At 35.7% G+C, this 25700-nt stretch carries 27 protein-coding genes; 13 read left to right on the top strand and 14 right to left on the bottom strand.

The window, feature by feature from the left end; all coding sequences use genetic code 11:
- The first annotated feature begins 366 nt into the window (after window positions 1-366).
- The 9 genes from BB050_RS20180 (at window position 367) to BB050_RS20135 (ending at window position 11181) form a co-directional block, all read left to right on the top strand.
- A complete protein-coding gene (locus BB050_RS20180) occupies window positions 367-2889 on the top strand; it encodes a hypothetical protein (protein ID WP_236940379.1) in 2523 nt (840 codons plus the stop codon).
- Window positions 2890-3064: 175 nt separating this feature from the next.
- On the top strand, window positions 3065-4321 hold the full coding sequence (locus BB050_RS20175; protein WP_066034877.1) for a retropepsin-like aspartic protease: 1257 nt from the start codon (window positions 3065-3067) through the stop codon (window positions 4319-4321).
- A gap of 258 nt (window positions 4322-4579) precedes the next feature.
- Window positions 4580-5887, top strand: coding sequence for an epoxide hydrolase family protein (locus BB050_RS20170; RefSeq protein WP_066034876.1), 1308 nt, complete (start codon window positions 4580-4582; stop codon window positions 5885-5887).
- Window positions 5888-6043: 156 nt separating this feature from the next.
- The gene (locus tag BB050_RS20165; protein WP_066034875.1) at window positions 6044-6454 is read left to right on the top strand and encodes a cupin domain-containing protein; all 411 of its coding nucleotides are present in this window, start codon (window positions 6044-6046) and stop codon (window positions 6452-6454) included.
- A gap of 368 nt (window positions 6455-6822) precedes the next feature.
- Window positions 6823-7815, top strand: a complete 993-nt coding sequence (locus tag BB050_RS20155; protein WP_066034873.1) for an alpha/beta fold hydrolase — start codon at window positions 6823-6825, stop codon at window positions 7813-7815.
- Between the two features lie 102 nt (window positions 7816-7917).
- A complete protein-coding gene (locus BB050_RS20150) occupies window positions 7918-8328 on the top strand; it encodes an organic hydroperoxide resistance protein (RefSeq protein ID WP_066034872.1) in 411 nt (136 codons plus the stop codon).
- Between the two features lie 106 nt (window positions 8329-8434).
- Window positions 8435-9166 carry a DUF1223 domain-containing protein gene (locus BB050_RS20145; protein WP_066034871.1) on the top strand — a complete coding sequence of 244 codons (732 nt, stop codon included), beginning with the start codon at window positions 8435-8437 and terminating at the stop codon, window positions 9164-9166.
- A gap of 250 nt (window positions 9167-9416) precedes the next feature.
- Window positions 9417-10433 (top strand): sensor histidine kinase, encoded by a 1017-nt coding sequence (locus BB050_RS20140; RefSeq protein WP_008463445.1) that lies wholly within the window; start codon window positions 9417-9419, stop codon window positions 10431-10433.
- Window positions 10414-11181, top strand: coding sequence for a LytR/AlgR family response regulator transcription factor (locus BB050_RS20135; protein ID WP_066034870.1), 768 nt, complete (start codon window positions 10414-10416; stop codon window positions 11179-11181). The genes BB050_RS20140 and BB050_RS20135 overlap by 20 nt, the downstream gene beginning before the upstream one ends.
- 214 nt (window positions 11182-11395) lie before the next feature.
- Here the strand turns inward: BB050_RS20135 and BB050_RS20130 are convergent, their stop codons facing one another.
- From BB050_RS20130 to BB050_RS20100, 7 genes are all read right to left on the bottom strand, one after another.
- Window positions 11396-11791 carry a DoxX family protein gene (locus tag BB050_RS20130; RefSeq protein WP_066034869.1) on the bottom strand — a complete coding sequence of 132 codons (396 nt, stop codon included), beginning with the start codon at window positions 11789-11791 and terminating at the stop codon, window positions 11396-11398.
- Window positions 11792-12281: 490 nt separating this feature from the next.
- Window positions 12282-13349 (bottom strand): NAD(P)H-dependent flavin oxidoreductase, encoded by a 1068-nt coding sequence (locus BB050_RS20125; RefSeq protein ID WP_066034868.1) that lies wholly within the window; start codon window positions 13347-13349, stop codon window positions 12282-12284.
- Between the two features lie 6 nt (window positions 13350-13355).
- Window positions 13356-13730, bottom strand: a complete 375-nt coding sequence (locus BB050_RS20120) for a nuclear transport factor 2 family protein (RefSeq protein ID WP_008463450.1) — start codon at window positions 13728-13730, stop codon at window positions 13356-13358.
- Window positions 13731-13750: 20 nt separating this feature from the next.
- Complete coding sequence (locus BB050_RS20115; RefSeq protein WP_066034867.1) at window positions 13751-14488, bottom strand: SDR family NAD(P)-dependent oxidoreductase; 738 nt, start codon at window positions 14486-14488, stop codon at window positions 13751-13753.
- A 20-nt stretch (window positions 14489-14508) separates the two neighbouring features.
- Window positions 14509-14727, bottom strand: coding sequence for a tautomerase family protein (locus BB050_RS20110; RefSeq protein WP_008463454.1), 219 nt, complete (start codon window positions 14725-14727; stop codon window positions 14509-14511).
- Between the two features lie 12 nt (window positions 14728-14739).
- Complete coding sequence (locus tag BB050_RS20105) at window positions 14740-15273, bottom strand: YceI family protein (protein WP_066034866.1); 534 nt, start codon at window positions 15271-15273, stop codon at window positions 14740-14742.
- 85 nt (window positions 15274-15358) lie between these two features.
- On the bottom strand, window positions 15359-15943 hold the full coding sequence (locus BB050_RS20100; RefSeq protein ID WP_066034865.1) for a Crp/Fnr family transcriptional regulator: 585 nt from the start codon (window positions 15941-15943) through the stop codon (window positions 15359-15361).
- Window positions 15944-16155: 212 nt separating this feature from the next.
- Here BB050_RS20100 and BB050_RS20095 point away from each other — a divergent pair, with 212 nt between their 5' ends.
- The 4 genes from BB050_RS20095 to BB050_RS20080 all read left to right on the top strand — a co-directional run bounded on the left by BB050_RS20095 (window position 16156) and on the right by BB050_RS20080 (window position 20528).
- A complete protein-coding gene (locus BB050_RS20095; RefSeq protein ID WP_008463460.1) occupies window positions 16156-16989 on the top strand; it encodes a universal stress protein in 834 nt (277 codons plus the stop codon).
- Window positions 16990-17599: 610 nt separating this feature from the next.
- Complete coding sequence (locus BB050_RS20090; RefSeq protein WP_008463462.1) at window positions 17600-18646, top strand: beta-ketoacyl-ACP synthase III; 1047 nt, start codon at window positions 17600-17602, stop codon at window positions 18644-18646.
- Between the two features lie 26 nt (window positions 18647-18672).
- Window positions 18673-19767, top strand: a complete 1095-nt coding sequence (locus BB050_RS20085) for a sensor histidine kinase (RefSeq protein WP_066034864.1) — start codon at window positions 18673-18675, stop codon at window positions 19765-19767.
- A 5-nt stretch (window positions 19768-19772) separates the two neighbouring features.
- A complete protein-coding gene (locus BB050_RS20080; RefSeq protein WP_066034863.1) occupies window positions 19773-20528 on the top strand; it encodes a LytR/AlgR family response regulator transcription factor in 756 nt (251 codons plus the stop codon).
- Window positions 20529-20716: 188 nt separating this feature from the next.
- Here the strand turns inward: BB050_RS20080 and BB050_RS20075 are convergent, their stop codons facing one another.
- The 7 genes from BB050_RS20075 to BB050_RS20045 all read right to left on the bottom strand — a co-directional run bounded on the left by BB050_RS20075 (window position 20717) and on the right by BB050_RS20045 (window position 25693).
- Window positions 20717-21655, bottom strand: a complete 939-nt coding sequence (locus BB050_RS20075) for a ring-cleaving dioxygenase (RefSeq protein WP_066034862.1) — start codon at window positions 21653-21655, stop codon at window positions 20717-20719.
- A 631-nt stretch (window positions 21656-22286) separates the two neighbouring features.
- Entirely contained in the window at window positions 22287-22637 is a 351-nt protein-coding gene (locus tag BB050_RS20070) for a cupin domain-containing protein (RefSeq protein ID WP_066034861.1), read from the bottom strand.
- A complete protein-coding gene (locus BB050_RS20065) occupies window positions 22637-23257 on the bottom strand; it encodes an alpha/beta hydrolase (RefSeq protein ID WP_066034860.1) in 621 nt (206 codons plus the stop codon). Before BB050_RS20065 ends, BB050_RS20070 begins: the two co-directional genes overlap by 1 nt.
- Window positions 23258-23342: 85 nt before the next feature.
- Window positions 23343-23633, bottom strand: coding sequence for a GNAT family N-acetyltransferase (locus BB050_RS20060; protein WP_066034859.1), 291 nt, complete (start codon window positions 23631-23633; stop codon window positions 23343-23345).
- A 119-nt stretch (window positions 23634-23752) separates the two neighbouring features.
- Window positions 23753-24424, bottom strand: coding sequence for a YoaK family protein (locus BB050_RS20055; protein ID WP_066034858.1), 672 nt, complete (start codon window positions 24422-24424; stop codon window positions 23753-23755).
- 9 nt (window positions 24425-24433) lie between these two features.
- Entirely contained in the window at window positions 24434-24907 is a 474-nt protein-coding gene (locus BB050_RS20050) for a Dps family protein (RefSeq protein WP_008463478.1), read from the bottom strand.
- Window positions 24908-25258: 351 nt separating this feature from the next.
- Window positions 25259-25693 carry a DoxX family protein gene (locus BB050_RS20045; RefSeq protein ID WP_066034857.1) on the bottom strand — a complete coding sequence of 145 codons (435 nt, stop codon included), beginning with the start codon at window positions 25691-25693 and terminating at the stop codon, window positions 25259-25261.
- Window positions 25694-25700 lie beyond the last annotated feature (7 nt).

Genomic DNA, 25700 nt, shown 5'->3' with positions numbered 1-25700 from the left:
TTAAATAATAATTTTTCGAAAACTTCCTTTTGAAAATGAGTGCCCTAGCCCCGATAGTAGCGGCATCCTTTTTCTTGCTTCTTTAGCAAGGAAAAGATATAGCGGATAGCGGGAAGCAGCTCCTAATTAATATCAATGTCAATGTCAATGTCAATGTCAATGCTTCACTTTATCATACTTATTTAGAAACAGATTTAAAATCTAGGTTCGCAAAAGAAGGATTATTTGGTTTCAAATTATAATGTGAAACAAAGTAAGGGACTGATTTGTAATTTTATTTATGAGGTGAATTTAATTTTATGCGAAACAATTTTATAAGACGATCGAGAAAATAAGTTTTCAATGAATAATCTAACTTTTAAATTTATGAGAAATGCTTTTCTAATAATTGGAGTTTGTTTGAGTGCAGTTTTGTTCTCGTGCAAAAAAGATAAAGAAACAGGTCAATCTACCGAAACTGAAAAGTCAAATCTTGCCGACTCTACATTAATTGCAGATCGCGGCTGGCCTCGCGAAGCTGAAAATAACGGTACAAAATTGGTTTATTATCAGCCTCAGATAGATGACTGGAAAGATTTTAAAGAAATTATTGCCCGAGTGGCTTTTTCGCTGACTCCAAAAGACGGAAAACAGGTTTTGGGTGTAGCTTCTTTAAAAGCTGAGACATTGGTCGACAAAGACAATCGAAGCGCTTTTATTAAAAATATTCAGGTAACCGATGTGCGATTTCCAGCTTTGTATGAAAAGAAAGTGCCTGAAATGGAAAAGCTGTTTAAAGAAACGCTGCCTCAGAGCGGAGATCCCATTTCGGTAGATCGTATTTTGGCAGATTTAAGTCATACCAAAAGTCCGCCAAAGGGAATTGCGGCTAAAAACGATCCTCCAACTATTTTTTACAGTACGAATCCGTCGATTTTGCTTATTGTGCAAGGTGAACCGGTTTTGGTGCCTGTAGAAAAAACGGATATTCAATATGTGGTAAATACCAATTGGGACTTGTTTTTTGATAAAACCACAAAAGATTATTATGTATTGGTGGAGAATATCTGGCTAACTTCGAAAAATCTCGCAGGTAAATGGACTAAAACAACCAAACTGCTTTCAGGTTTAAGCCATCTGCCTTCGGGACAGAATTTTGATGATGTTAAGAAAATGATTCCGCCTCCGTCTTCTGGAGGAGCTCCCGAGGTTTTCTACAGCAATAAACCAGCCGAATTGATTGCCATAAACGGAAGCCCGAAGTTTGTTAAAATTCCAGGGACAAAATTGCTATATATTGATAATACCGAGAATGATATTTTTGCTGACGAAAATAAAGGTCAGTACTATGTATTATTGTCTGGAAGATGGTTTAAGTCTAAAGAACTAACAGGACCGTGGAGTTATGCCAGTAATAGTCTTCCGGCCGATTTTGCTAAAATTCCGAAAGATTCTCCGCGTGCCAATGTATTATCGTCGGTTCCAGGAACTCAGGAAGCGAATGATGCTGTTATGTTATCGCAAGTTCCGACAACAGCTATTTTAAAGAAATCGGATGCTGAGTCAAAAGTAAAAGTATCGTATGATGGCGGAACGCCTCAGTTTAAACCTATCGATGGAACGAAAATGCAATATGCAAGCAACACGCAAGAGAAGATTATAAAAGTGGGCGATTTGTATTATTTGTGTTTTCAAGCGGTTTGGTTTATGTCGACAAGTCCGAACGGACCTTGGAAAACATGCGATTCGGTTCCGAAAGAAATTTATACGATTCCGCCAAGTTCGCCTGTGTATAATGTGACGTATGTTACGCAAACCACAACCGACACAACGGTTGAAAGCAGTGCAACAGCAGGTTATTTGGGTGCTTTTATAATTGGCGCAACATTTGGCGCTATCTTGACTTATGGAACTGGATGGTATTATCCGCCTTATGTGTATTACGGCGGACTGTATCCGATTTATCGTCCGTGGCCTTATGCGTATGGAGGAGGAGCGGTTTACAATCCGTGGACAGGAGGTTATGCGGCTGGAAGACGCGTTTACGGACCTTATGGTGCAGCTGGAACTTCGGCTTGGTATAATCCCGCAACGGGAAGATACGGACGTTCTGCAAGTGTGCAAGGTTGGTATGGCGGACGCACCGCTGCAAGCACTTATAATCCATGGACAGGAAATTATGCAAGAACGAATCAAGGGCACAATGCGTATGCACAATGGGGGCATTCTGCAGTAACAAACGGAAATCAGTGGGCGCAGACAGGACATATTACAACGCGACGCGGAACTGCAATTGGTTATGAAACTTCGAGCGGAAAAAAAGGTGTAATTACGCATAGAAGAGGCGGAGGAACAACAATTCACACTAATAATAATGTGTATGCTGGTCACGATGGGCATGTCTATAAAAGAGATGCCAACGGAAACTGGAGCCATTATAATAACGGAAACGGCGGCTGGACGCAAGCAGGAACCTTGGGTTCGTCCAAAAAATCGGGCGAAGGAATTCAGAATAGAGCTAACCAAAGGCTTGGCGCAAACGGAGCGGGAGAAAGGATTCAGCGAGATAATCAAGGACTTGGTGCCAATGGTGCAGGAGAAAGAATTCAGCGTGATAATCTGCCAAAAACTGGTCAAAACCTAGGAGGTGAAACTCGAATGGGAGACGGAATTCAGAGGGATAATTTTCCTAAAGCAGATCAAACGCTTGGACAGCCAAATAAACCGCTTGGTGAGGCAGGTCATCCTGATATTACACGTGATCTAGACCGATCCGCTTTTGCAAGAGATCGCGGCGAAATGCAAACTCGAAACTTTCAGAATATCCAAAGAAGTGGTGGCGGATTTAATGGAGGCGGCTTCGGCGGTGGCGGTTTTAGAGGCGGCGGAGGTTTTAGAGGAAGAAGATAAATAAGTGTAAAGGTTAATTAATTCAAAAAAAATCAGGAAGGACAGAAATGTTAGACCTGATTTTTTTTTGAAAATTTCAATTTTTAAAAACTCAAATTCAAAGGCAAAGAATTGGAATTTTAAACTTTAATTTTTTTCGGATTTTCCTTATATTTAACATTCAAAAATCAGATAAATGAATTCTAATAAATTTTTACTTGGCCTTTTGTTTGCGGTGCAAATACTATTGGGGCAGACAAAATCGGATTCTATTTTAAAACAGCTGAGCAAACAACATCAATTTGCTAAAATGGACAGTCTCAACAGCAAAGAAAAGGGTAAAGATTATTATTTCTATAAAGGATTATATGCCAATGTGTGTAACAAGCCAAAGTTATCAAATCAGTATTTAGATAGTTTAAAAAACAATGAACTTATAAATACGTACGAATTTGCCAAATTGAAAGATGATAATTACATCAAACTCTTTAGTTACAATTCGGCTTATATGGCTTCTAAAGTTTTAACAATGAAATTTCAGCAGCGTTTTACCAAAGAAGAACTTCAGGATGAAATAAACACGCAGCAAATTTGGAAGACGCTTAGAGGTACTAGGCCACAATCTATAGATAAATTTACTAAAATTACTGTTGCTGCTGTAAAAGACAAAGCGGGTTTGATTACAACAGAGGTTAAAGCAAAGGACACTGTCTCTCATTTTGTTTTTGATACGGGGGCAGGAATTAGCTGTATTACAGAAAGCATAGCGAAAAAAATGGGAGTTAAAATTCTTCCAGACCATAATATTTCCGTGGAGAGTTTTACAGGACAGAAGAATAAAGTCCGTATTGGTGTTGCGTCGGAGATTAATTTAGGAGAACTGAAAATTGATAACGCAGTGTTTTTAGTATATCCTGATAAGGCTTTTACTTTTGCAGATGGAGCGTATGTGATTAACGGAATTATTGGTTTTCCGATAATAAAAGAATTAGGAACAATCACTTTTGAAAAAGATAAATTGACGTTTTCTAAAGAATCAGAATCAGGTGCAAACGAAAAAAACTTGTTTGTCGACGAACTCAGAGCGATTGTAATGTTGAAGTATAAAAACAAAACCTTGCCGTTTAACTTTGACAGCGGTGCAAAAGTAAGTTTGTTTAACAAAGCATTTTACGAAACATTCAAAACCGATCTTGATTCTATAGGCACTTTAGAAACGACAAAAACTTCTAGCGCTGGTGCAGAAGTAGTTTCGACTGAAGTTTTGGTTTTAAAAGACCAGTCTATATCACTCGGAAATAAAACAATTCAGCTTCCAAAAATGGAAATTGCCCCAAAGGATTATGGCGTTTATGGCGAAGTAAACTATGGGAATATCGGTCAGGATATACTCGGGCAATTTAAAAAAGTCGTGATTAGTTTTGATGGTAATTATTTGAAATTAGAGAATTAGAATTAGCCATAGAAGAATTATATAAATCAGGATAGTGGTAACATACTATACCTGATTTTTTTTGCTAACTGCTTATTTAACCGCGGGATTGCGGTAAAAGTCACTCTCATTTTATCTCTCATAATTCACAACTTACAGCCTGTCCATTTCACCTTGAAGTTTGTCCGCTTCACCTATTTTCTGATTTCGTAAGAAGGGTTATCGAAATACTTTTGACAAAGAAATTAACGAATAACACTAATTTAAAAATCAAAAAAAATGAAAACACTTCAGAGAAACAGACATTCATTTATACAAACAATTGCAACTGGAACTTTTATGTTGTTGGTATCGGCTTCTTTTGCACAGAATAAGGACAAACAAAATAAAAATGATGCAAGTCTAATTCGCCCTTATCATATCAGTGTTTCACAGGAAGCGATTACAGATCTTCGCAATCGCATCAATGCCACAAGATGGCCAGATCAGGAAACGGTAAATGATCAGTCGCAAGGAGTAAAACTGAATCAGATTCAGAGTCTTGTAAAATATTGGGGAACGGACTATGATTGGCATAAAGCCGAAGACAAACTAAACGCTTTGCCTCAGTTTGTAACCAATATAGACGGATTGGATATTCAGTTTGTTCATGTAAAATCGAAACACAAAAATGCAATGCCACTGATTATTACACATGGTTGGCCAGGTTCGGTTTTTGAACTTTTAAAAGTGGTTGGACCGCTTACAGATCCGACTTCTTACGGAGGAAAGGCAGAAGACGCTTTCGATTTGGTAATTCCGTCGATGCCAGGTTACGGTTTTTCTGAAAAACCAAAAACAGCAGGCTGGGGGCCAGAGAAAATTGGAAATGCTTGGGACGTTTTAATGAAACGTTTAGGCTATAAACACTATGTTTCGCAAGGTGGTGATTGGGGTTCTGTAATTGCAGATGCTATGGCACGCCAAGCTCCAGAAGGTTTATTAGGAATTCATGTCAATATGCCCGCAACTGTTCCTGCTGATGTTGCTAAGGCATTAAAAAATGGCGATCCAGCTCCTGCAGGATTATCGGTTAAGGAAAAAGCAGCTTTTAATTCGCTAAACAAATTGTATACAAAAGGCGGTGGTTATGCCGGAATGATGGTAACCCGCCCGCAGACTTTAGGTTATGGATTGACAGATTCTCCTGTAGGATTGGCTTCATTCTTCTTGGATAAATTCAACGAATGGACATATAGCGGAGGAAATGCCGAAAAATCGCTTACTAAAGACGAAATGTTAGACGATATTTCATTGTATTGGCTGACTAATACCGCTAATTCTTCGGCTCAATTATATTGGGAAAATAACAATAACAATTTTAATGCTTTCGAACAGAAAACTGCTGATATTAAAATTCCAGTAGCAATCACGGTTTTTCCTGGAGAGATTTATCAGGCTCCAAAAAGCTGGGCTGAAAAAGCATACAAAAACTTGTCTTATTACAATGAAGTAAATAAAGGAGGTCATTTTGCCTCATGGGAAGAACCACAAATTTTTACGGTTGAACTTCGTGATGCTTTCAGAAGTTTAAGAGGAAAACATTAATTAAGAACATAGGGAAAAAAATAAAAGTTGTTTCACGCAGATTTTACAGATTAACGCAGATATAAATTAAAAAAAATCTGCCAGATCAGCGCAAATCTTTTTGAAATCTGCGTGAAATAAATGAAATATACACTAGACTAAAAAACATAAAAAATCATGGAAACGAAAAAACAAAAAACATGGGTTATAATCGCAATTATTGTTTTAGGAATCATTGCCTTTTTGGTTCCGAATCAGATTGCAGCACAAGGAGTAAAACGCATCGATTTGCAAAAACATGATCTGAGCACTCCAGGAAAAGAAATGGTGCAAGCAAGAATTGATTTTGAAGCGCATTCAGCTTTCGGAAAACATTCTCACCCAGGCGAAGAAGTCATTTACGTTGTTGAAGGTTCGCTGGAATATCAGATTGAAGGAGAAAAACCAGTGACACTAAAAGCAGGAGAAGTGCTTTTTATTCCTGCAGGAGTAGTTCATTCTGCTAAAAATAATACCAATGTTAAGGCTTCGGAACTGGCAACTTATATAGTGGAAAAAGGCAAACCCATACTTGCAATGAAAAAATAGCTTCAGGTTGAAATGCGTATAGTTTTAACGCAGAGGGCGCAAAGGTTTTTCGCAAAGGTCGCTAAGTTTTGTTTGAGATAAATGTCTAAAGACCTTAAGTTCACAAAGCTTTTGTTTTTAAAACTTTGCGACTTTGCGACTTTGCGAGAATTTCACATCGTATTATTTGCAAAGCTTTGCGAACTTAAAACGCAATCTAGACAAAAAACCTTTGCGTGCTTTGCGGTAAAAAAACACGACCCCAAAGCCTGTCCATTTCACCCTCAACTTTGTCCACTTCACCTTTTTTTACCTTTTAAAACAAGCATTGTCAAAATACCTTTGACGAAGAAATTAACTGATAATCAACTAATCAAAAAATAAAAATTATGAAAACACTATCCAATATTCTAATCGCTATTCTTTTTATGAATGCAGCTTTCACTCAAGCACAAACTTCACAACAAAAAACAATCGAAGTAAATAGTTCTTTAGGAACATTAAAACAAATCAATGCCGGATTGTTAAACGTGGGTTATACCGAAGCAGGTCCGTCAAACGGAACGCCAGTAATTTTACTTCATGGCTGGCCATACGATATTCACAGTTACAATGAAGTCGTTCCGATTTTGGTAGCAAAAGGATATCACGTTTTTACTCCTTACTTAAGAGGATTTGGAACTACAACTTTCCTTTCCAAAGATACTTTCAGAAACGGTCAGCAGGCAGCTTTAGCAAGTGATATTATCGCTTTTATGGATGCTCTAAAAATAGACAAAGCCGTAATAGGCGGATTCGATTGGGGAGCGAGAACAGCTGTTGCAGTATCGGCGCTTTGGCCAGAACGTGTAAAAGGTTTGGTTTCTGTAAGCGGTTATATTGTAGTGAATTTGGAAGCGAACTTAAAACCGCTTTCTCCAACAGCTGAATTAGGATGGTGGTACCAATATTATTTCGCTACCGAAAGAGGAAAACAAGGGTACACTCAAAACACTTACGATTTTAATAAATTGATTTGGAAAATTGCTTCTCCGTTGTGGAATTTCGATAAAGCAACTTACGATCAAACGGCTCAGTCTTTTGATAATCCAGATCACGTAGCAATTGTGATTCACAATTACAGATGGAGACAATCTCTTGAAGCAGGAGAAGCAAAATACGATAATCTAGAAAAACGTCTTGCTGCAAGACCAGAAATTAAAGTTCCAAGCATTACAATAGGAAGTGATTTTGATGGCGCTTTCGCGGATGGAAAAGCCTATGCAAGCAAATTCACAGGAAAGTACGAACACAGAGTTTTAAAAGGAATTGGACACAATGTTCCGCAAGAAGATCCAAAAGCGTTTGCTCAGGCGATAATTGATGTAGCGAACCTGAAATAAATTCCAATTTTTAAATTTCCAAATTCCAATATCAATATCAAGAATCAATAAATATTAATTTTTAAATAATCTAAAATCAACAATCTAAAATCTAAAATTATCATGGAAACAAAAGTTTTATACACAGGAAAAACACACACAACAGGCGGTAGAGAAGGAGCTTCTCAAAGTTCAGATGAACAATTGAATATCAAATTAAGCACACCAGGATCTTCACGTCCGGGAACAAATCCAGAACAGTTATTTGCGGCAGGATGGTCGGCTTGTTTTATTGGAGCACTTGGAATTGCTGCTTCTAAACTGGGAGTTAGACTTCCAGCTGAAACTGCGGTAGACGCTGAGGTTGATTTATGTGTAACCGAAGGTGAATATTCTCTTCAGGCAAGATTAAATATCAGCCTTCCGGGAATTGATGTTCAAACTGCAGAAGCTTTGGCAGCTCAAGCGCATCAGACTTGTCCGTATTCTAAAGCAACTAGAGGAAATATAAACGTTGAGATTAATATTCTTTAAAAAGAGTTTTAAATTATGAATTATGGGTTATGAGTTGATTTGAAAACTCTACTCTTAACAAACCTAACAGGTTTTTAAAACCTGTTAGGTTTAACAAATTAGAATTATGAAAAAAATAAAATTATTAAGTGGCTTTGTTATGCTGTTTTTTTTAATTGGAAATAGCATATTCAGCCAAAACAATTCAAAAGGTTTTGCGCTTTTGGAATTATATACTTCAGAAGGCTGCTCGAGCTGTCCGCCAGCGGATGAATTGCTGGGAAAAATTCAAAATGAATACAAGGATAAGAATGTTTATGTATTGGCTTATCATGTTGATTATTGGGATAAACAGGGTTGGAAAGATATTTTCAGTAATGCCGATTTCACCAAAAGACAATACGATTACGCTCAATTTCTAGGAAAAGAACCGATTTATACTCCTCAAGTAATCATTAACGGAAAAACAGATTATATAGGTTCTCAGGAAACAAGTCTTAGAAACGGAATAAAATTGGCGCTTTCTAAACCCGCTGCGGTTGATTTGTCTTTAGAAACCAAACAGCAAAATGATAAATTGTCGCTGAATTACAGTATTAATGGTACTTTTAAAAACAGTCATTTGCTTATTGCAGTAGTTCAGAAATCGGCTAAAAGCAATGTAAAGCGAGGAGAAAATGCGCATCGCGTTTTATCACATTACCAAATTGTACAGCGTTTGCAAACTATCGATTTGAAAGTAGCAAAAGGAAACTCGACAATCACTTTGCCTAAGAATTTTAATACGCAAGATTTTGAAATTATTGGTTTTGTTCAAGATATAAAATCGGGTGCTATTCTTGGGGTGAAACGTGCTTAGGGTCACCTTAGTTGTCATTTCGACGAAGGAGAAATCTCCATAAGAAGCTCTACAAAGATTGGCGACATTCTGTATGGAGTTACTTGTGGAGATTTCTCCTTCGTCGAAATGACAAACTAAACGTGTAACGTTGGTTTTCTCAAAAAAAAATCTCCTAAATCTGCAAAATCTGCGAGAGTAAAAATCTAATTTAATTTTTCAAAATAAACCTATCTTTGACAGAGTAAGATCAAAAAAACAAACTTCAATTATGGAAAAACAAAAACGTTTTCAGGTTTCGCTCAAAGTCATTTGGGGAAGCTCGATTGCCTTGGCAGTTATGGCTTCGATACCCAAATTATTTGATGCCGATTCTACACCTGGAGATCTTATTATAAATTCTTCGATTACGCTGTTGTTTTCTCTTTTTATATGGTATTACAACATCTACAGTTTACCCAAATTTTCTGCTAATCATGCCAATAAAAGTCTGTTTAACTGGAAACTTTTATTGAGTGTTATTCTTGGGATTGTCTTGATGGTGATTCTGGTAATTGCACATCAAGAATTGTTTCAGGTTTCAAAAATGGATGCGCCGATTATGTTCGAACTTCGCGGAGTTTTGATCAATCTGATTGTGTATATGTTCTTGCATCTGCTTTTTCAGAACTATCAAACCCAGCAAATGGGAGTCGAACTAGAACGTACCAAAGCAGTAAATCTAGGAGCTCAATACGAATTATTGAAACAGCAGGTCAATCCGCATTTTTTGTTTAATAGTTTGAATACGCTGAAATCTATGGTTGATATTCAAGATCCGCAGAGTTCTGATTTTATTTTGAAACTATCTGATTTTTATCGTTTTACTCTCGAAAGCCGAAAAATGGATTTGATTCCGCTAAGCGAAGAACTACAAATTTTAGATTCGTATGTTTATCTGCTGAAAGCGCGTTTTGAAGACGGATTTGTTTTAGAAAATGAAATTAATCCAAAACAATATGATTCGGCGATTCCGCCTTTCACGTTGCAATTGTTAATTGAAAACTGCATCAAACACAATGTCGTTTCTTTAGATAAGCCGTTGAAAATAAAACTCTATACAGAAAATGAGTTTTTAGTGGTCGAAAATAAGATTCAGCTCAAAAGAGGCGCTGTGTCTACAGGTGTTGGGTTAGATAATATCAACCAGCGTTTTATGCACCTGATTCATAAAGAAATTGAAATTGACAAAGATGAAACTACCTTTAAAGTAAAAATACCACTTGATTATGACTATCATAATAATTGAAGATGAAGTAAAAACAGCCAAAGCTCTTGGCCAACTTATTCTGAGCATCAGACCTGATGTTCAGATTTTGTCTTATATACAAAGCATTGACGGCGCGGTCGATTATCTTTCAGAAAACGATCAGCCCGATTTGATTTTCATGGATATACAGCTCGCAGACGGTCAGTGTTTTGAGATTTTTAAAAACGTTGAGGTTTTATCGCCCGTAATTTTCTGTACCGCTTTTGATGATTATGCGATCGATGCTTTTAAATCAAACGGAATAGATTATGTTTTGAAACCTTTTTCAAGAGAAAGCATTTCACAAGCTTTGAAGAAAGCGGGAGAACTGAAAAATTTCTTTCAGAGAAATAAAAAAACAATGCCCGATTTTGATTATTTGCTAACGCGAAATGGAGAAAACAAAGGGAAAAGTAGTTTTTTGGTTTTCAAAAACAATAAATACCAAACGGTTTTAACGGAGAATATTGCGTTTTTTTATATCAAAAACGAAATGCCGACAATTATGACCTTAGATAAAAACGAATACCCGTTAACGCAGTCGTTAGATGAAATTCATAAGCTTTTATCGCCAATTCAGTTTTTTAGAATCAATAGACAATATTTGGTTAATTTTTCGGCGATTCGCGAAGCAGAACATTATTTTTCTCGTAAAATAATTGTGAAATTAAGTGTGCCAACAGAAGAAAAATTATTGGTTGGAAAAGAAAAAGCAACGGCATTTTTAAGCTGGTTGGAAAATCGATAAAACCAATTAATTCATCATTTTTTCAGATAAACTAATTGGTTTGATTTTACAATCCAGGAAACATAAAGCAGCTTATAAAGAACAAAGCTGAAAGTATAAAACAGAGAATTAAGATGATCTTTTTCATGATAATTAATTAAAGAAAGATTAAATAGAAAATAATAAAATGCCTAATGTTTAATTATTAGGCATTTTTATTTTAATGTAATTTGTATTAATTGATTTCTGAAGGAACGTAAGTTGCTGTATATAGTTTTCTATACATTGCATAAGTTACGCTTACCATTATAAAGGCTACAATGGCATCAGTCGCAGCACCAAAACCTAAAACGGCTATTTTTGAAAAGAAAGCAAAAATGATGTCGAAAAATACGCCTGCGAAAACCCATTCTTTCAATCGCAATAATTTGTTCGGAATTAAAAGTGTAATAACTCCGGCTACTTTAAAAATGCCAAGGATATAAATAAAATGCGCTGGATAACCCAATTGTTGTGTAATTCCCCAAACTAATGGATTATTTGTTAGTTCGAAGAAACCGCTTGCGCCAAACCATAAAGAAGTTAATACTGCACCTGTCCAATAGATAATTTTTGTTGTTTTTGAGTTCATGATTTTGATATTTAAAGTTATTTAACGGTACAAATGTGCGTTGAAAGCCTTAAAATCGAAATCGAAAATATGTTGAAGCGGACAAACTTCGGGGTGAAATGGACGGGATGTTGGGTGGTGTTTTTTAACCGCAAAGAGCGCAAGGATCTTTTTTATATAAATGCTAGAGATTTTAAGTTCGCAAAGCTTTGTGTGAAAATATTATGATTTTTAATCTCGCAAAGTAGCAGAGTCGCAAAGTTTTCTTTATTTCTCGCAGATTTGGCAGATTGAGCAGATTATATTTCTAAATATGAAAAAAATCTGTTAAATCTGCCAAATCTGCGAGAGACCAATTCCTTTAATCACAATAATCTGTGGCTTAAAAATAAAATCCTTTGCGACTCTGCGACTTTGCGAGATTATAAAAGACAATGCTTTGCGAACTTAAAAACACAATCTAAAGCAAAAAAACTTAGCCCCTGATTGCTATCGGGATTGCGGTAAAAAACTACAGCAAAGCAGATGTTTCAGCAATTAAAGCCTGCATTAACTCGCTTGCTTTATGATGTTTTAAATTACTTGTATTTTGTCCAGACCAAAAACTAACCATATCAGTTCTTCCCTGCGCGAGCGCGGCTACTTTTAAAGGTGCAATTAATTTGGTCTGAAGCGGAAAAGGCAATACTTCAGTTTCAAAAGGAACAGCATCAGAAATGGTATTACTGATCATTCTACCCATTCTTCCTGTTAGTGATTTCGAAACTGTTGTTGGAGTGTTTGGGTTAGCAAAAAGCATTTTTTTGTGAATGGGAGCTGCGCCAGATTCATCGGTAACCATAAAAGCAGTTCCCAATTGCACAGCATCGGCACCTAAAGCCATAGCAGCTTTTATGCCTTTTGCATCAATAATTCCTCCTGCAGCAATAATTGGCGTTTTGGTTTTAGCTTTTAATTGCTGTACAAGGGTAAATAATCCTGTAAAAGAATCTTGTGCAGGTTTTAGGAAAGATGGTCTATGGCCGCCAGCTTCAAATCCTGCGGCAATAATAGCATCGACTTCGGCATCTTCTAGTGCAAGTGCTTCTTCTAAAGTGGTTGCAGCGCCAATAGTTTTTATTCCCAACTTTCGGCTTTCTAGAAGTATTTCTTTCGACGGAATTCCGAAAATGAAACTAAAGACGGCTGGTTTGAGTTCGAATAAAACTTCAACTTGTTTTTCAAATTTAGAAGGAATATCAGAAGATAAATCGGGAAGCGGAATCCCTAATTCATCAAAATAAGGTTTAAAAAGCAGTTTTATCTTTTCTAGTTTTTCTGAAGGATAATTTAAAAGGCTTTTATCGACATCATTAACCCATAAATTGATATTATAAGGTTTAGAAGTAGCGAGTTTGATTTCTTTTCCAGCTTCACGAATTTCTTCTGGCGTGAGCGTATAAGCACCGTAACTGCCCAATCCTCCCGCATTGCTTACAGAAGCCAAAAGAGCGGCAGTTGAAAAACCACCGCCCATTGGACCTTGTAAAATTGGATACTCAATGCCTAGTAACTGTGTTATTTTGGTTGAATTCCACATTGTATTTTAATTTACTTTAGTTGCTAATTTATTACTGATAACCCATTTGCCATCAACAACGATAAGGCTTAAGAAGTCATAATAATTATACTCGAATATCGGAACCTGAACTTTCGCGACAGCGGTATTATTGATAATTTCTAAAGATAGGATTTTCATTTTGAATTCTTCTCCCAATTCCTGTGGACTTTTACGGTTTTTTACACCTTCCAAATATTGATTTACGGTTTTAAAATGGGTTTCTCCATTAAGATCAAAACCAATAATCGCTTCTTGATGAAATACACTTTGAAGTAGAGGGACATCACCATTATAAATTCCGTTAAAATAATTCATAAGTACAGCCGTAATTAAAGCTGCATTTGTGCTAAAATTTTCCATGATTTTAACTTTTGAAGTTATCAAATGCTATGGCCAGCAACGTGACCGCCATCTAAATTAATGATTTCTCCCGTTACAAAATTGCTTTCAGCCAAATAAAGAGCCAATTGCGCCACATCATCGGTTTCTCCAATGCGGTTTAATAAATGCAGCCCAGCCAAACTATCAGCATTGTCTACGCCAGTTTTAGCCTGAAGCGGACTTCTAATTATTCCTGGGGCAATGGCATTTACGCGAATATTGTTTTTTCCGAATTCAGCAGCGAGCTGTCTGGTAAAAGCATGAATGCCGCCTTTGCTTGAAATTGGTGCTGTAGCAGGAAATCCATCAATAGCATGGTCAACCAAAACGGTTCCGATATTAATGATAGATCCTTCTCCTTGCTGCAGCATTTGTTTTACTGCTGCCTGACTGGTAAAATAAGTTCCTTTTAAATTAATGTTTAAAAAACGATCCAAGTCCTTTTCTTCTACATCTAAGAAAGATTGTGGCTGAAAAATTCCTGCATTATTGATTAAAACGTCAACGCTTCCAAAACGTTCTAAGGCCGTTTCGACTAATTTTTTCCCGGTAGCAATAAGGCTTACATCGCCATGCACCATCGCTAATCGGTTCGTATGACCTAATTCTTGATACGTGTTTTCAAGGTTCTGTAAATTTGCGGAGTTGATCACCACATTATACCCTTTTTCTAAAAATAATTGTGCTGTTGCTTTACCAATGCCTGTAGAAGCACCGGTTATGATAATTGTTTTCATTTTTTCTAATTTTAAAGAGATTATTTCTTTTGTGCCGTAATGCCTTTTTCTCGCAATACTGAAACTTGTTCGCCTGCAAATCCCCAATCATCCAATTCTATTTCCTGAATTACGATGTGTGTAAGGCTAGGGTCTTTGTCCAAAACATCTGTTATTAATTGTGTAATTCCAGATATTAGCTTTTGCTTTTGTTCTCTTGTAACGCCTTCACGAGTTACTTCAATTTTTACATATGGCATGATTTCTAGATATTAAGCAAGTTTAGCTGTTAGGTTAACATCCAATTCAAAATCGTTGTAGATTAAAGTGTCGCCAAGATTAGTGAAGAAGTTTCCAGAACGGAATTTCATGTCATATTTGGTACGGTCAATGATGATTTTACCTGAAGCTTTCAATTCATCGTTATTGGCTTTTACTTCTAAATTGAAACCAATCGGATGTGTAATGGCTTTAATCGTAAGATTGCCTTCAATAAAATAATTTGAAGAAGATTGTTTAGAAACAGCTGTTATGTCTAAAGCTGCTGTTTGGAATTTGTCTGTAGAAAAGAAATCATCTGATGCCAAATGTCCAGCAAATTGCTGATTTGTTGCAGGATCTGTGACGTCAAGAATTACGATAGAAGTGGTGTCGATTACAACATTTCCTCCAGTCAGTTCGTCATTAGAAAAAGTAAAATTACCTTCTTCAATATTAATTGTTCCATTGTGCTGTCCAGTAACTTTTTTTCCTATCCAGTTTACTTGACTTTCAGTATTCGAAATTTTAAAATTTTTAGTTTCCATTATTCTGTATTTTAAATTGTTATTAATTTATGATACAAAGTAATGGCGGTATTCAAAATTGATTACGTGATGTAGATCACATTTGTTAGTGTGGTTTAGAAGCGTTGTACAATCGGCTTAAAGTTTCTCTTGAAACACCGAGATAAGCAGCAATTAAATGTTTGGGAACAGCATTGTATAGGGCAGGATAGAGAGCCAGCAGTTCTTCGTATCTCGTTTTCGTATCATTATTCATAAAAGAAAGCAATCTTTTCTGAGAAGCCACATAACCGCGATTGGTTCTCCATCTAAAAAAATGCTCCACTTCGTGTATTTCTCTGCAGAGTTTTTCTCGGTCGTCATTTGAAAGAGAGAGAATTTCAACATCCGAAATGCAATCAACATTAATTGTTGCTTTGGTTTTGTTGTAAAGCGCCGCATAATCTGACGCCCACCAAGTAGGCATGGCAAACTGCAGAATATACATTTTTACTTCATCATTAACATAAAAAGATTTTAAACAGCCCGAAATAACAAAATATTCTTTATCGACATTCTGGCCTTCGCTAATAACAGTTTGCCCTTTCTTAAAAGTTTCTGTTTTAAAATGCGAAAAGAAATACTCGAATTGTTCGTCGGTCAATGAAACAATTTTAGAAACATGTTCTTTTAAGAGAGATTTGGCGTCCATCCGCTAAGTTTTAATAAAAAGTAAAAGTAATAAATATAAAAACTGACAGACTTGATTTTTCTTGTTTTTAAAGTAAGAAACCAAAAAATAAAGCCTGTTTTTTCGGGGATGAAATTTTACGGTTGGGTCGTAAAAAATGATTATTCGGTGATATAAAAAAGGTGTAAAGCGTTTATTTGGGCAATTTTGCAGAAAGCTTAATTACATAATTTATGATTTCACCTCTTACTATAATCGCCGCGACAAATTTTTCTGACATTGCAAATAACGCCGTTGCGTATGCTGCTGGTTTAGCCAAAGCTACTGGCGCAAAATTGGTTTTATTTAATTCATTTTCTCTGAGTGTGCATAGTGCCAACTCGCATATAACTGCAGATGCAATGCAGAAGCAGATTGACCGAGCAATTTCTAAGCTTGAAAATGTAGCGAAAGAAATTGCCGATTCATTTCAAATAGAAACAGCGGCAATTTGTACCTATTCTTTTTTAGAAGATGAGCTTCCGAGAATCATTAAGGAAACCAACGCTGATGCTGTCGTAATGGGAATGGCTGAGCGTTCTTTTGAGCAGGAATTATTAGGAAATTCAACGACAACAGCGATTAAAAACTTACAGATTCCGGTTTTGGCTGTTCCTCAGGCGGCCCGTTTTGTGAACATAAAAAAGGTATTATATGCTTGTGACAGCTTAAGTTTTTCGGCTATTAAGAAATTCAGCTGGATCAAAAATACTTTAGGAGGTTTTGGTGCAGAAATTGAGTTTTTTACTGTCGATGATAAATTGGATGATTTGAAAGAAGAGCAGCAGAGAATTTTGATGAATTCAAATATTGAAAAAGAATTTGAAGACGTAAAATATTTGTATAAAACAGTAAGATCGAATGCTGTTATTAACGAAATCAGGAAAGAAATTAAAAATTATGAGGCCGATCTGCTGATTATGGTGCCTCAAAAATACGGTTTTTGGGATTCTTTGGTTCACAGAAGCAAAACTAGGATTCTGGCAGCGGGTCTAGATATCCCATTATTGTCATTTCCGAATTATTAACGATTGATTTGATTTAAAATTAATGATGTAAAAATTATAAAGTTTTTTTGAGGAAATAGTATCAAAATAAAATTTAACAGATATTTTTTGATTTTAGAGATTCTGTAATTTTTGGAGCTAATTGTCGAATTTCAAAATTATATTTTAACATTTCAGCCAGTTTTGTTAATTATTCTTAATAACCTGCTGGTTTAAGATATTTTTAAATTAATTTTGTGGCACTCTAAAAACGTAATGCAGAAAGGTTTTTTTTATCAGTACAGCAACAGCTAAAATTGGGAATTATCTGCAAACTGAAACCGCATAGTATGATTTTAAAAATAAGGTAAATTAAAGGTTCTATACAGAGTTATACCGAGAGAACACTTTGTATAGGTTTTTAATTTATTTTAATTGGATTTTGTATAATGTTCATAGTTTGTTAAGTTTTTTAAACACTATTTCTCAAGAAAAGTTATTGCCAACAGATTTAATCGGTTTTTAAGGAATACTATATTGGTTTCCTATGGTACCTCAAAGATTCTATTCCTATCATGAGTAGTCCAAAAGAAGAAAAAAAGTGTTAAGCGTTGGGTTCTAAGAGTACAAAGCTTAAAAAAAATAAAAAACAATGAGCGCAGTAATTACAGCTATAGGTGGTTACGTACCATCATCAATTTTAACCAACAAAAAAATTTCAGAAACAGTTGATACATCGGAAGAATGGATCATCAAAAGAACTGGAATTAGAGAACGCAGAATCGCAGATGACGATACGGCAACATCTGATCTTGCCGCAGCTGCGATTGAAAATCTTATCGAAAATTATAATGTAGACCGTGAAGAAATAGAAGCTTTGTTAGTAGCAACAGCTACTCCGGATCACATTTTGGCACCAACAGCAAGTATTGTTTGCGATAAAAGCGGACTTACAAATGCTTTTGGAATTGACATGAATGCAGCCTGCAGCGGGTTTTTGTATGCGCTGGAAATGGGGGCAAACATGATTGAAAGCGGGCGTTATAAAAAATTAATCATCGTTGGAGCAGATAAAATGAGCTCAATCGTAGATTACGAAGACCGTAATACGTGTATTCTTTTCGGAGATGGAGCAGGAGCCATTTTATTAGAAAAAAGTGAATCTGATGCTGGTCTAATGAAAACAATCCTGAAAACGGACGGAAGTGGAGTTTCTTCTTTGGCTGTGCCAGCTGGAGGTTCTAGAAATCCAACGTCTATGCAGAGTCTTTTACATAGAACACACTATTTAAAACAAGATGGTGCTTTTGTATTTAAAAGAGCCGTTGCGGCCATGAGCCAGGTTTCGCAAGATGCTTTGGCAAAAAATGAATTAGAAGCAGACCAAATTGACTGGGTGGTTCCACATCAGGCTAATTTGAGAATTATTACTGCTGTTGGCGAAAGTTTAGGAATTGATTTCGAAAAAGTAAAAGTAAATATTGACCGTTACGGAAATACAACCTCTGCAACAGTTCCGTTGTGTTTATGGGATTTTAAAGATGATTTTAAAGAAGGACAGAATGTATTGATAACTACTTTTGGAGCAGGATTTTCATGGGGAGCAACTTGCTTAAAATGGGGAGTTATGCGCGAGAGAAAATCAGCTGAAACTATTACAGCCACCACTAAGGCAGAAGCTGTTCTGGTAGAACACTAATGAGATAGGATTTTTTGAATGAATTAATGAGTAGAAAGAACCAAAATAAAAAATCAGGCAAGAATTTTTTCTATAAATATTACAGAGTTATAGTAATTCCAGCCGTTTTTTTGGTTTATCTTTCTTCTTATTATTGGCTCAATCCGTACCGAGATTTCGAACAACAAAGCCTGCTCGATTTAGATCAGACCTTTGATATCTTCATTATTTTAGTCTATTGCGCAATTTTGACAGAGCTCACGCTTTTTGTGGGACGAAAATTGAATTATTATATAAGATGGGAACAAAATCCGGCATTTAGGGCAATAGCACAGTTTATTTGTTTAATTGCCGGAAATAGTCTCTTAAATTTTATTTTTTCCAGTGTCTGGGATTATTTCTATCCATGTACAGCCTTAGAAGAAAATGATCTGGTTACGATTTGGCAGTCTAAAATTATGGCTGCGATTATTTCGCTTTTCATAAGTGCCATTCATACTGGGATATTTCTTCTAAACAGGTGGCGTTTAAAAGCTATAGAAACTGCTGAATTAAAAGTTAGAGCTTCTGAACTTCAAGAAGCGGTAACACGTTCAAAATTAGAATCTTTAAAAATGCAGTTAGATCCGCATTTTGTGTTCAATAATTTCAGCACTTTGACAGAATTGATTTATGAAGATCAGAAAGAAGCCGCTTCGTTCTTAGAAAATATAACGAGAGTATATCGTTATATGATTTCAAACTCAAATAAAGACACGATTACTGTAAAAGAGGAGATTGAATTTCTGAATGCCTATTTTTATTTGTTGAAGAAAAGATTGGGAGAAAAAATCGACTTAAAAATTGAGGTTGATTCGTCTGCTTTAGCTCTTCATTTGCCGCCTTTAACCTTGCAGTTATTGGTAGAAAATGCTGTAAAACATAATATGGCAACTTTAGCGAATCCGCTTGCTATTTCTGTTTTTTCTGATTCTGGCGATATTGTCGTTCGAAATAATTTGCAAAGAACCGCTGGAAAAACGTTGGTTTCGACAGGCATTGGAAATAAAAATATCGAATTCCGCTATAAAATTTTATCTCAGAGAATGCCGATTTTCACTGAATCAAACGGTTATTATGACGTACGTCTGCCATTAATGTAAGAGTTATGAAAATTTTAATTGTAGAAGATGAAAGCATTAACGCCAGCCGTTTAAAAAGGCTTTTGGAAGAGCTCGAACCCAACTGCGAAATTCTTGGCATTATTGATACAGTTGTAGATACTGTTGCATGGCTAAAATTGAATCCGCCTCCAGATCTCATTATAATGGACATCCGCTTGGCTGACGGACTAAGCTTTGCTATTTTTGACGAAATCGAAATCACTTGCCCTGTTATTTTTACGACAGCGTATAACGAATATGCAATTCGCGCTTTTAAGGTTAACAGCATCGATTACTTGATGAAACCTATAGAAAAGAACGAATTGGAGTTTGCCTTAAACAAATTTAAATCTTTAAATAAAAACGAAGCCAACGTTACTAATATAGCTGGAATTCTAAAAGAACTGATTGAGAAACCTGTATTCAGAATGCGTTTTTTAGTAACCTATCGCGATGGTTACAAAAGCGTAGATGTCTCCGATATTGATTTTATATATTCTGAATTTAAAACGAGTAATTTATTCCTAAAATCGGGTGTAATTATTTCTATTCCGCAAACTATGGAAGAACTGGAACAAGAATTAGATCCAAATATTTTCTTCCGTGCCAACCGCCAGTTTTTCATTCGTGCAGAAAGCATTAAATCTATTGCCAACTACTTCAACGCAAAACTAAAGATCCAATTAAAACTTGATCCAGAACGCGAGGTAATCATAAGTCGCGAAAAAACGCCTTTCTTTAAACAGTGGATGGATCGCTGATTTTGAGATGCCATCCCGAGTCTTCGTGAATGAGAGTCTGAGATTTTAAGTTTTTGTATTGTAAACGGCTTTTCTTTGCTATAAAAACAGTGCGATTCTCTAAGTTATAAAAAAAAGAGGCTTTCTCTAGGAAAACCTCTTTTCAAATAGTTGTGTTGCGGTTTAAGACAAACCGGCTTAGTTTTTAATTAATTGATTTTAACCAAATGAGCTTCGATAGCAGCTCTTTGAGGTTCGTATTGAGCAGGAAGTTTTAGGTTCTGACCCAATTCTTCTAAGCTTTCATCTACAGTGAACCCAGGATTATCAGTTGCAATTTCAAACAAAACTCCTCCTGGTTCTCTAAAATATAGAGAGTGGAAATACTGTCTGTCAATTTGCGGTGTAATAGACAATCCGTAATCTTCGATTTTCTCTCTAAATTTCATCAAAATTTCATCATTTGGAACACGGAATGCTACGTGATGAATAGTTCCGTTTGCATTTAATCCACGTTTTTCCTCTGGTAATTCCACCAAGTCAACAATGGCAGCATTTTCTACAGCATCTGTTGCATAACGGTAGCGGTTTACCTCTTGATCGATTAATTTATAACCGAAAATGTCAGTTAAGATAGCAGCAGTTGCTTTGATGCTGTTTAAAGTTAAAGTAATGTTATGGAAACCTTTTGTTGCCACATCTGCTTTTACTTCATCTGTTTCCCAAGCTTTTCGGTTATCTTCTGTTTTAGATTCGATTAACTCTAATTTTAGTCCGTCTGGATCTAAAAAAGTCAAATATTTTTCTCCAAACTTTTCAGCTGGTTTATTGTAAATTACATTGTATTTCTCAAAACGTTTCTGCCAGAAATCCAAACTTCCTTTTGGAACAGAATAACCAATTTCTGTTGCCATTCCAGAACCTTTTCTTCCTTGTTGGATTCCTTCTCCCCAAGGGAAAAAAGTTAGTATTGTTCCAGCGCTTCCTACTTCGTCGCCAAAGTAAAAATGGTATGTTCCAGGATCGTCAAAGTTTACTGTTTTTTTGATGAATCTTAGTCCTAAAACTTTTGAATAAAAGTCAAAATTACGTTTAGCGTCACCTGCGATTGCAGTAATATGGTGTAAGCCTAATATTTTATTTTCCATGGTATTTGTTATATTAAATTGTTATTGATTTTTCTTTTACAAATTTACGTCCGTTATGCTTCTGGATCGATTAACCTAGATTAAGAAATGAAATACGGCACGTTTTTGATGTTTTTTAAAGAATAACCAAACCCTGTTCCATTTGAGTAAGTGCTTTATTATTAGGGTTTTTAAGAAAGAGCCAATTTGATATTACACGATATATCGTGATTTTGATAATGGAAAATGTATATTTAGAGAATCAATAAAAAAGAAAAATCTTTAAGATTGAAATTTTTTCACACTTTCGATAACTATCGAGATTAAAAGATTTAAGCAGATTAAAGGTTTATATTTTTTTTAAACACATAGAAACATAGCTTTTTAGATGTATAAAAGGCGTTTCACTTATTTAAATGCACATAGTTTTTCGCGCTTACTTTTGATTTTTTTTTCACGCTCCCAATAGCTATCAGGATTAAAAGATTTATGCAGATTAAATTACTTAAAGTAAAACTTTGCGACTCTGCGTCTTTGCGAGATTCTTTTTTAGTATTTGCAAAAAAAACTTTGTGTCTTAGCGCCTTCGTGGCAAAAAAAAATCAATATAATTCTTTATTGCGATAGCTATCGGGAGTGGCACTTTTTTAAATTACAATTTTATAAATATTGATTTTCGAAGCTTTGGTTCGATATTTTTAGTTTTGTGGCCTTTTCCAGTAGTGTCTTCCACCAATAAAATTGAACCCGTCGAGAATGTTCTTTTTTCTCCCAGTGAAGTTTCGATTTCTACGCCTCCTTCCAGTAATACAATATATTGGCGGTCTGGCGCATTATGAAAATCGTAATCGTAAGACGGACTTACTTCTCTAAAAACAATAGATTTGACAGGCTCATCATCAGATAAAAATCCGATATCGCCATTGTTCTTCAACGGAACTTGAAAGTCTTCAAAATGGCTTTCTCCGTTAGCATCGCTGTAAACACGAGTTATAGTAATCATTATTTTTTATTGAAAATCAATGCATTTGCACAATTTACTTCGTCCTGACTGATGGTGTGTCCCATATTTGGATAGATTTTTTTAGTAACGTCAGCACCCATTTTTTCCATAAGCGCTTCTGTATCATTCACTCTTTCTACAGGAACGTGGAAATCAGGATCGCTTGTTCCTATAAAAACAGGAGTATTTTCAAAATTTCCTGAATAATGATTTTCATACACCTTATCACCAATTAGCCCACCTGTAAAAGCTACGATTCCGCCATACTTTGCGGCATTTCGGGTTGTAAATTCCAAAGCAAGACAAGCTCCTTGAGAAAAGCCCAAGAAATAAATATTCTCTTTTTCGATTCCATTTTGCTGAATTGCAACAACAACCTGGTGGATAGCTTCTAATGATTTTGAAAATGAAGGTTCATTTTCGTTTAGGGGTGCCAAAAAAGAATACGGGTACCAAGTTCTGTTTTCTGCCTGAGGCGCAACCAATGCAAAATCTTCTACTTTAAGATGTTTGGCGATAGAAAGAATATCATGCGCGCTTGCACCACGACCATGAATCATGATGAGGGCTTTTTTGGCTTCATTTAAAGGAACGCCATCTGTTAATATATCTGTATTCATAGTTTTTTAATCTTTAATTTTTAAGTCTAGAGACAAGAGTCTTTCATCTCCAGTCTTTAATCTTTCGTCTTTCGTCTTTTCAACGTTACTTCTTCCAAATATCTTCATATTCATCTGGATGTCTTTTGAATTGCGCGTGCACATAAGGGCAAAGCGGTAAAACTTTTAAATTGTTGGCGCGAACGTATGCTACCATTTCTTCTAAAAGTTTCTTTGCATAACCTTTTCCTTCTGCTTCTGGTTCAACTCCAGTATGATAAACCGTCAACAAATCTGGTTTAATGCTTACTGTCATTTCGCCTAGTTTTTTATCGTCGACATAGAGATTAAAAGCACCGTGTTTTTTTTCGTCTAATTCTAATTTTATTGTTTCCATATTCTTGGGTTGTATTTTGTTTTATTTCTATATCAGCAATTTCTTTTTTAGGAAAAGAGATAAAAACCATTCTTTAAAGATACTATATTATTGGCAAACTGCAATTCAAAAATGTGTGTTTACTGGCTGTCTCGGTGGTATAAATAGCAAATAATCATAGCAGTTCCAGGCAGAATTAAAGTGCCTAATCCGAAAAACTTTCCTGCAACGGCTCCAAGAAAACAACCGATAAGAAATCCAATTATTGTAACTAATTGTTTTTTAAAACTTAAAAGTACTTCGGCATCTTTAAATCCGTTTTTTAATAGATTTCCTAGGTCAAGCGAAGCCTGAGTGACATTTCCTGTCATCATAGTTGTCGGGCCGTGCGTTTCTTTAGCGTAAAGTTTTCCAAAAGCATTCTGAAGCCCCATGGCAAATACAGTTGTCATGGCGATGGTATACATCGTCCATTCTTCGAAATTTTGCAGATAACCAAAGGCATACGATGCAATGCCGCTTAAAACCAGTATTATCCCTTCCCAAAATAAAATAGTGTAGCGATTTGTGGCTTTTAAAGCAATTCTTCCCCCTGTAATTACTGCGATAATAAAAACGGGAAAAGTTAGCAGTTTTATCCAAGCATGCAAGTCTGAACCTTTGATAATCTGGTAGGCAAATACGATAAAGTTTCCTGTAACATGCGCCGAAAATATCGAATCGGCTGCGACAAAGGTTACGGTATCGCAATACCCTGCTATTATGGTTAGAAGCAGGGTTACGTACCAAATATTGTTTTGTTTTATTTCCATAATTTCTTTTTAGTTTAAATGTGCGCGAAGCATCCACGCCATTTTTTCGTGATTTTCTACAAGACCTGTAATAAAATCGCTTGTCCCTGCATCTTGGAGATCATTCGCAATAAGATTGATGTTTTCTCGCAGATATATAATGATGCTTTCATGATCGAGAAGCAATTCTTTAATAAAACCATTACTGTCATTTTTCTCTTGTAATTCTTCGCTAAGATGTGTTAACGCTAAGAAATCTTTTAAAGTAGCTGGAGTGTAATGGCCTAAAGAACGAATTCTTTCTGCAACAGTATCAACAATTTCATCGATGGCATCATATTGCTGTTCGAAGAAAATGTGCTTGTTGTAAAAATCAGGGCCTTCAACGTTCCAGTGTGCTCTTTTTGTTTTGGTGTAAAGTATAAATTCGTCTGCAAGAACTTTAGTTAAAATCTCTACGATTTTTGAAATGTTTTCTTGTTTGATTCCGATGTTTGCTTTCATTTTTAAATTGGGTTTTAATAAGTTATTAATTATGAGTTATGAGTTATGAGTTTTGAGTTTTGAGTTATGGAGGAATCTGAATCAATAAACACATAGAAACATAGATTTTTTCTTGATTTTTGAAAAGAATAAAGAAAGAAACTAGTTTCTAACACATAGATTTATTAACGCTTTGTGAGAACTTTGTCAAAGTTTTAAACTTTGACAAAGTTTGTAATGGAAAATAGCTGCCTAATCTGCTCAATCTGCGAGAGAATAAAATATGCTATGTGTATTAATGCAAAGCGAAACGCCTTTTACGCGCTCCCAAAAAGCTATGTTTCTATGTGTTAAAAAATATTTGCGTTTAAATTAATTGTTTAATAATGTTACTAAATAGTAATCTAGTGAATACGTTCCTGCGCCAAGGGCAAGAAGCAGTAATAAAGATAAAGTGTACATAAAAGGCACATCGCGCACTTCTAGCGAATCGTTTCGGTGAACCACAAAATAGCCAATTGCTGTGACACCAATTGTAGGTAAGACCGCGAGCCTTGTTCCAAACCCCAGAATGATGAAAAACGGGATGACAGTATCTGAAAATGTTGCTACCAAACCGTTTAGTTTTTCTGGCAGATGCAGCGGATTTGGAACATGTTCTTTTTGTCCGTTTTCAACTCTAAATTTTTTCATTCCGTGTACTCTGAATAATTCAATGGCAAGCAGAACTCTAAAAGCTAAAAGAGCTGCATTGTTGAATGATGTCCCTAAATCGGAATACAGGATTTGTTTTATAATATCAATCATTTTTTGA

It is taken from the genome of Flavobacterium anhuiense, from assembly GCF_001705175.1.
GTDB lineage: Bacteria > Bacteroidota > Bacteroidia > Flavobacteriales > Flavobacteriaceae > Flavobacterium > Flavobacterium anhuiense.
Note: the sequence above shows the minus strand (reverse complement) of the source record. Positions and strands in the feature narration are given on the sequence as shown.

Excerpts from the sequence above, each read along its gene's own strand:
- BB050_RS20130 (WP_066034869.1), bottom strand. The coding sequence starts at position 11,791 with ATGAACTCAAAAACAACAAAAATTATCTATTGGACAGGTGCAGTATTA.
- BB050_RS20080 (WP_066034863.1), top strand. The coding sequence starts at position 19,773 with ATGAAAATTTTAATTGTAGAAGATGAAAGCATTAACGCCAGCCGTTTA.
- BB050_RS20125 (WP_066034868.1), bottom strand. The coding sequence starts at position 13,349 with ATGTGGAATTCAACCAAAATAACACAGTTACTAGGCATTGAGTATCCA.
- BB050_RS20170 (WP_066034876.1), top strand. The coding sequence starts at position 4,580 with ATGAAAACACTTCAGAGAAACAGACATTCATTTATACAAACAATTGCA.
- BB050_RS20095 (WP_008463460.1), top strand. The coding sequence starts at position 16,156 with ATGATTTCACCTCTTACTATAATCGCCGCGACAAATTTTTCTGACATT.
- BB050_RS20135 (WP_066034870.1), top strand. The coding sequence starts at position 10,414 with ATGACTATCATAATAATTGAAGATGAAGTAAAAACAGCCAAAGCTCTT.
- BB050_RS20075 (WP_066034862.1), bottom strand. The coding sequence starts at position 21,655 with ATGGAAAATAAAATATTAGGCTTACACCATATTACTGCAATCGCAGGT.
- BB050_RS20180 (WP_236940379.1), top strand. The coding sequence starts at position 367 with ATGAGAAATGCTTTTCTAATAATTGGAGTTTGTTTGAGTGCAGTTTTG.
- BB050_RS20120 (WP_008463450.1), bottom strand. The coding sequence starts at position 13,730 with ATGGAAAATTTTAGCACAAATGCAGCTTTAATTACGGCTGTACTTATG.
- BB050_RS20175 (WP_066034877.1), top strand. The coding sequence starts at position 3,065 with ATGAATTCTAATAAATTTTTACTTGGCCTTTTGTTTGCGGTGCAAATA.
- BB050_RS20060 (WP_066034859.1), bottom strand. The coding sequence starts at position 23,633 with ATGGAAACAATAAAATTAGAATTAGACGAAAAAAAACACGGTGCTTTT.
- BB050_RS20105 (WP_066034866.1), bottom strand. The coding sequence starts at position 15,273 with ATGGAAACTAAAAATTTTAAAATTTCGAATACTGAAAGTCAAGTAAAC.
- BB050_RS20110 (WP_008463454.1), bottom strand. The coding sequence starts at position 14,727 with ATGCCATATGTAAAAATTGAAGTAACTCGTGAAGGCGTTACAAGAGAA.
- BB050_RS20140 (WP_008463445.1), top strand. The coding sequence starts at position 9,417 with ATGGAAAAACAAAAACGTTTTCAGGTTTCGCTCAAAGTCATTTGGGGA.
- BB050_RS20065 (WP_066034860.1), bottom strand. The coding sequence starts at position 23,257 with ATGAATACAGATATATTAACAGATGGCGTTCCTTTAAATGAAGCCAAA.
- BB050_RS20090 (WP_008463462.1), top strand. The coding sequence starts at position 17,600 with ATGAGCGCAGTAATTACAGCTATAGGTGGTTACGTACCATCATCAATT.
- BB050_RS20045 (WP_066034857.1), bottom strand. The coding sequence starts at position 25,693 with ATGATTGATATTATAAAACAAATCCTGTATTCCGATTTAGGGACATCA.
- BB050_RS20145 (WP_066034871.1), top strand. The coding sequence starts at position 8,435 with ATGAAAAAAATAAAATTATTAAGTGGCTTTGTTATGCTGTTTTTTTTA.
- BB050_RS20150 (WP_066034872.1), top strand. The coding sequence starts at position 7,918 with ATGGAAACAAAAGTTTTATACACAGGAAAAACACACACAACAGGCGGT.
- BB050_RS20050 (WP_008463478.1), bottom strand. The coding sequence starts at position 24,907 with ATGAAAGCAAACATCGGAATCAAACAAGAAAACATTTCAAAAATCGTA.
- BB050_RS20085 (WP_066034864.1), top strand. The coding sequence starts at position 18,673 with ATGAGTAGAAAGAACCAAAATAAAAAATCAGGCAAGAATTTTTTCTAT.
- BB050_RS20055 (WP_066034858.1), bottom strand. The coding sequence starts at position 24,424 with ATGGAAATAAAACAAAACAATATTTGGTACGTAACCCTGCTTCTAACC.
- BB050_RS20155 (WP_066034873.1), top strand. The coding sequence starts at position 6,823 with ATGAAAACACTATCCAATATTCTAATCGCTATTCTTTTTATGAATGCA.
- BB050_RS20165 (WP_066034875.1), top strand. The coding sequence starts at position 6,044 with ATGGAAACGAAAAAACAAAAAACATGGGTTATAATCGCAATTATTGTT.
- BB050_RS20115 (WP_066034867.1), bottom strand. The coding sequence starts at position 14,488 with ATGAAAACAATTATCATAACCGGTGCTTCTACAGGCATTGGTAAAGCA.
- BB050_RS20070 (WP_066034861.1), bottom strand. The coding sequence starts at position 22,637 with ATGATTACTATAACTCGTGTTTACAGCGATGCTAACGGAGAAAGCCAT.
- BB050_RS20100 (WP_066034865.1), bottom strand. The coding sequence starts at position 15,943 with ATGGACGCCAAATCTCTCTTAAAAGAACATGTTTCTAAAATTGTTTCA.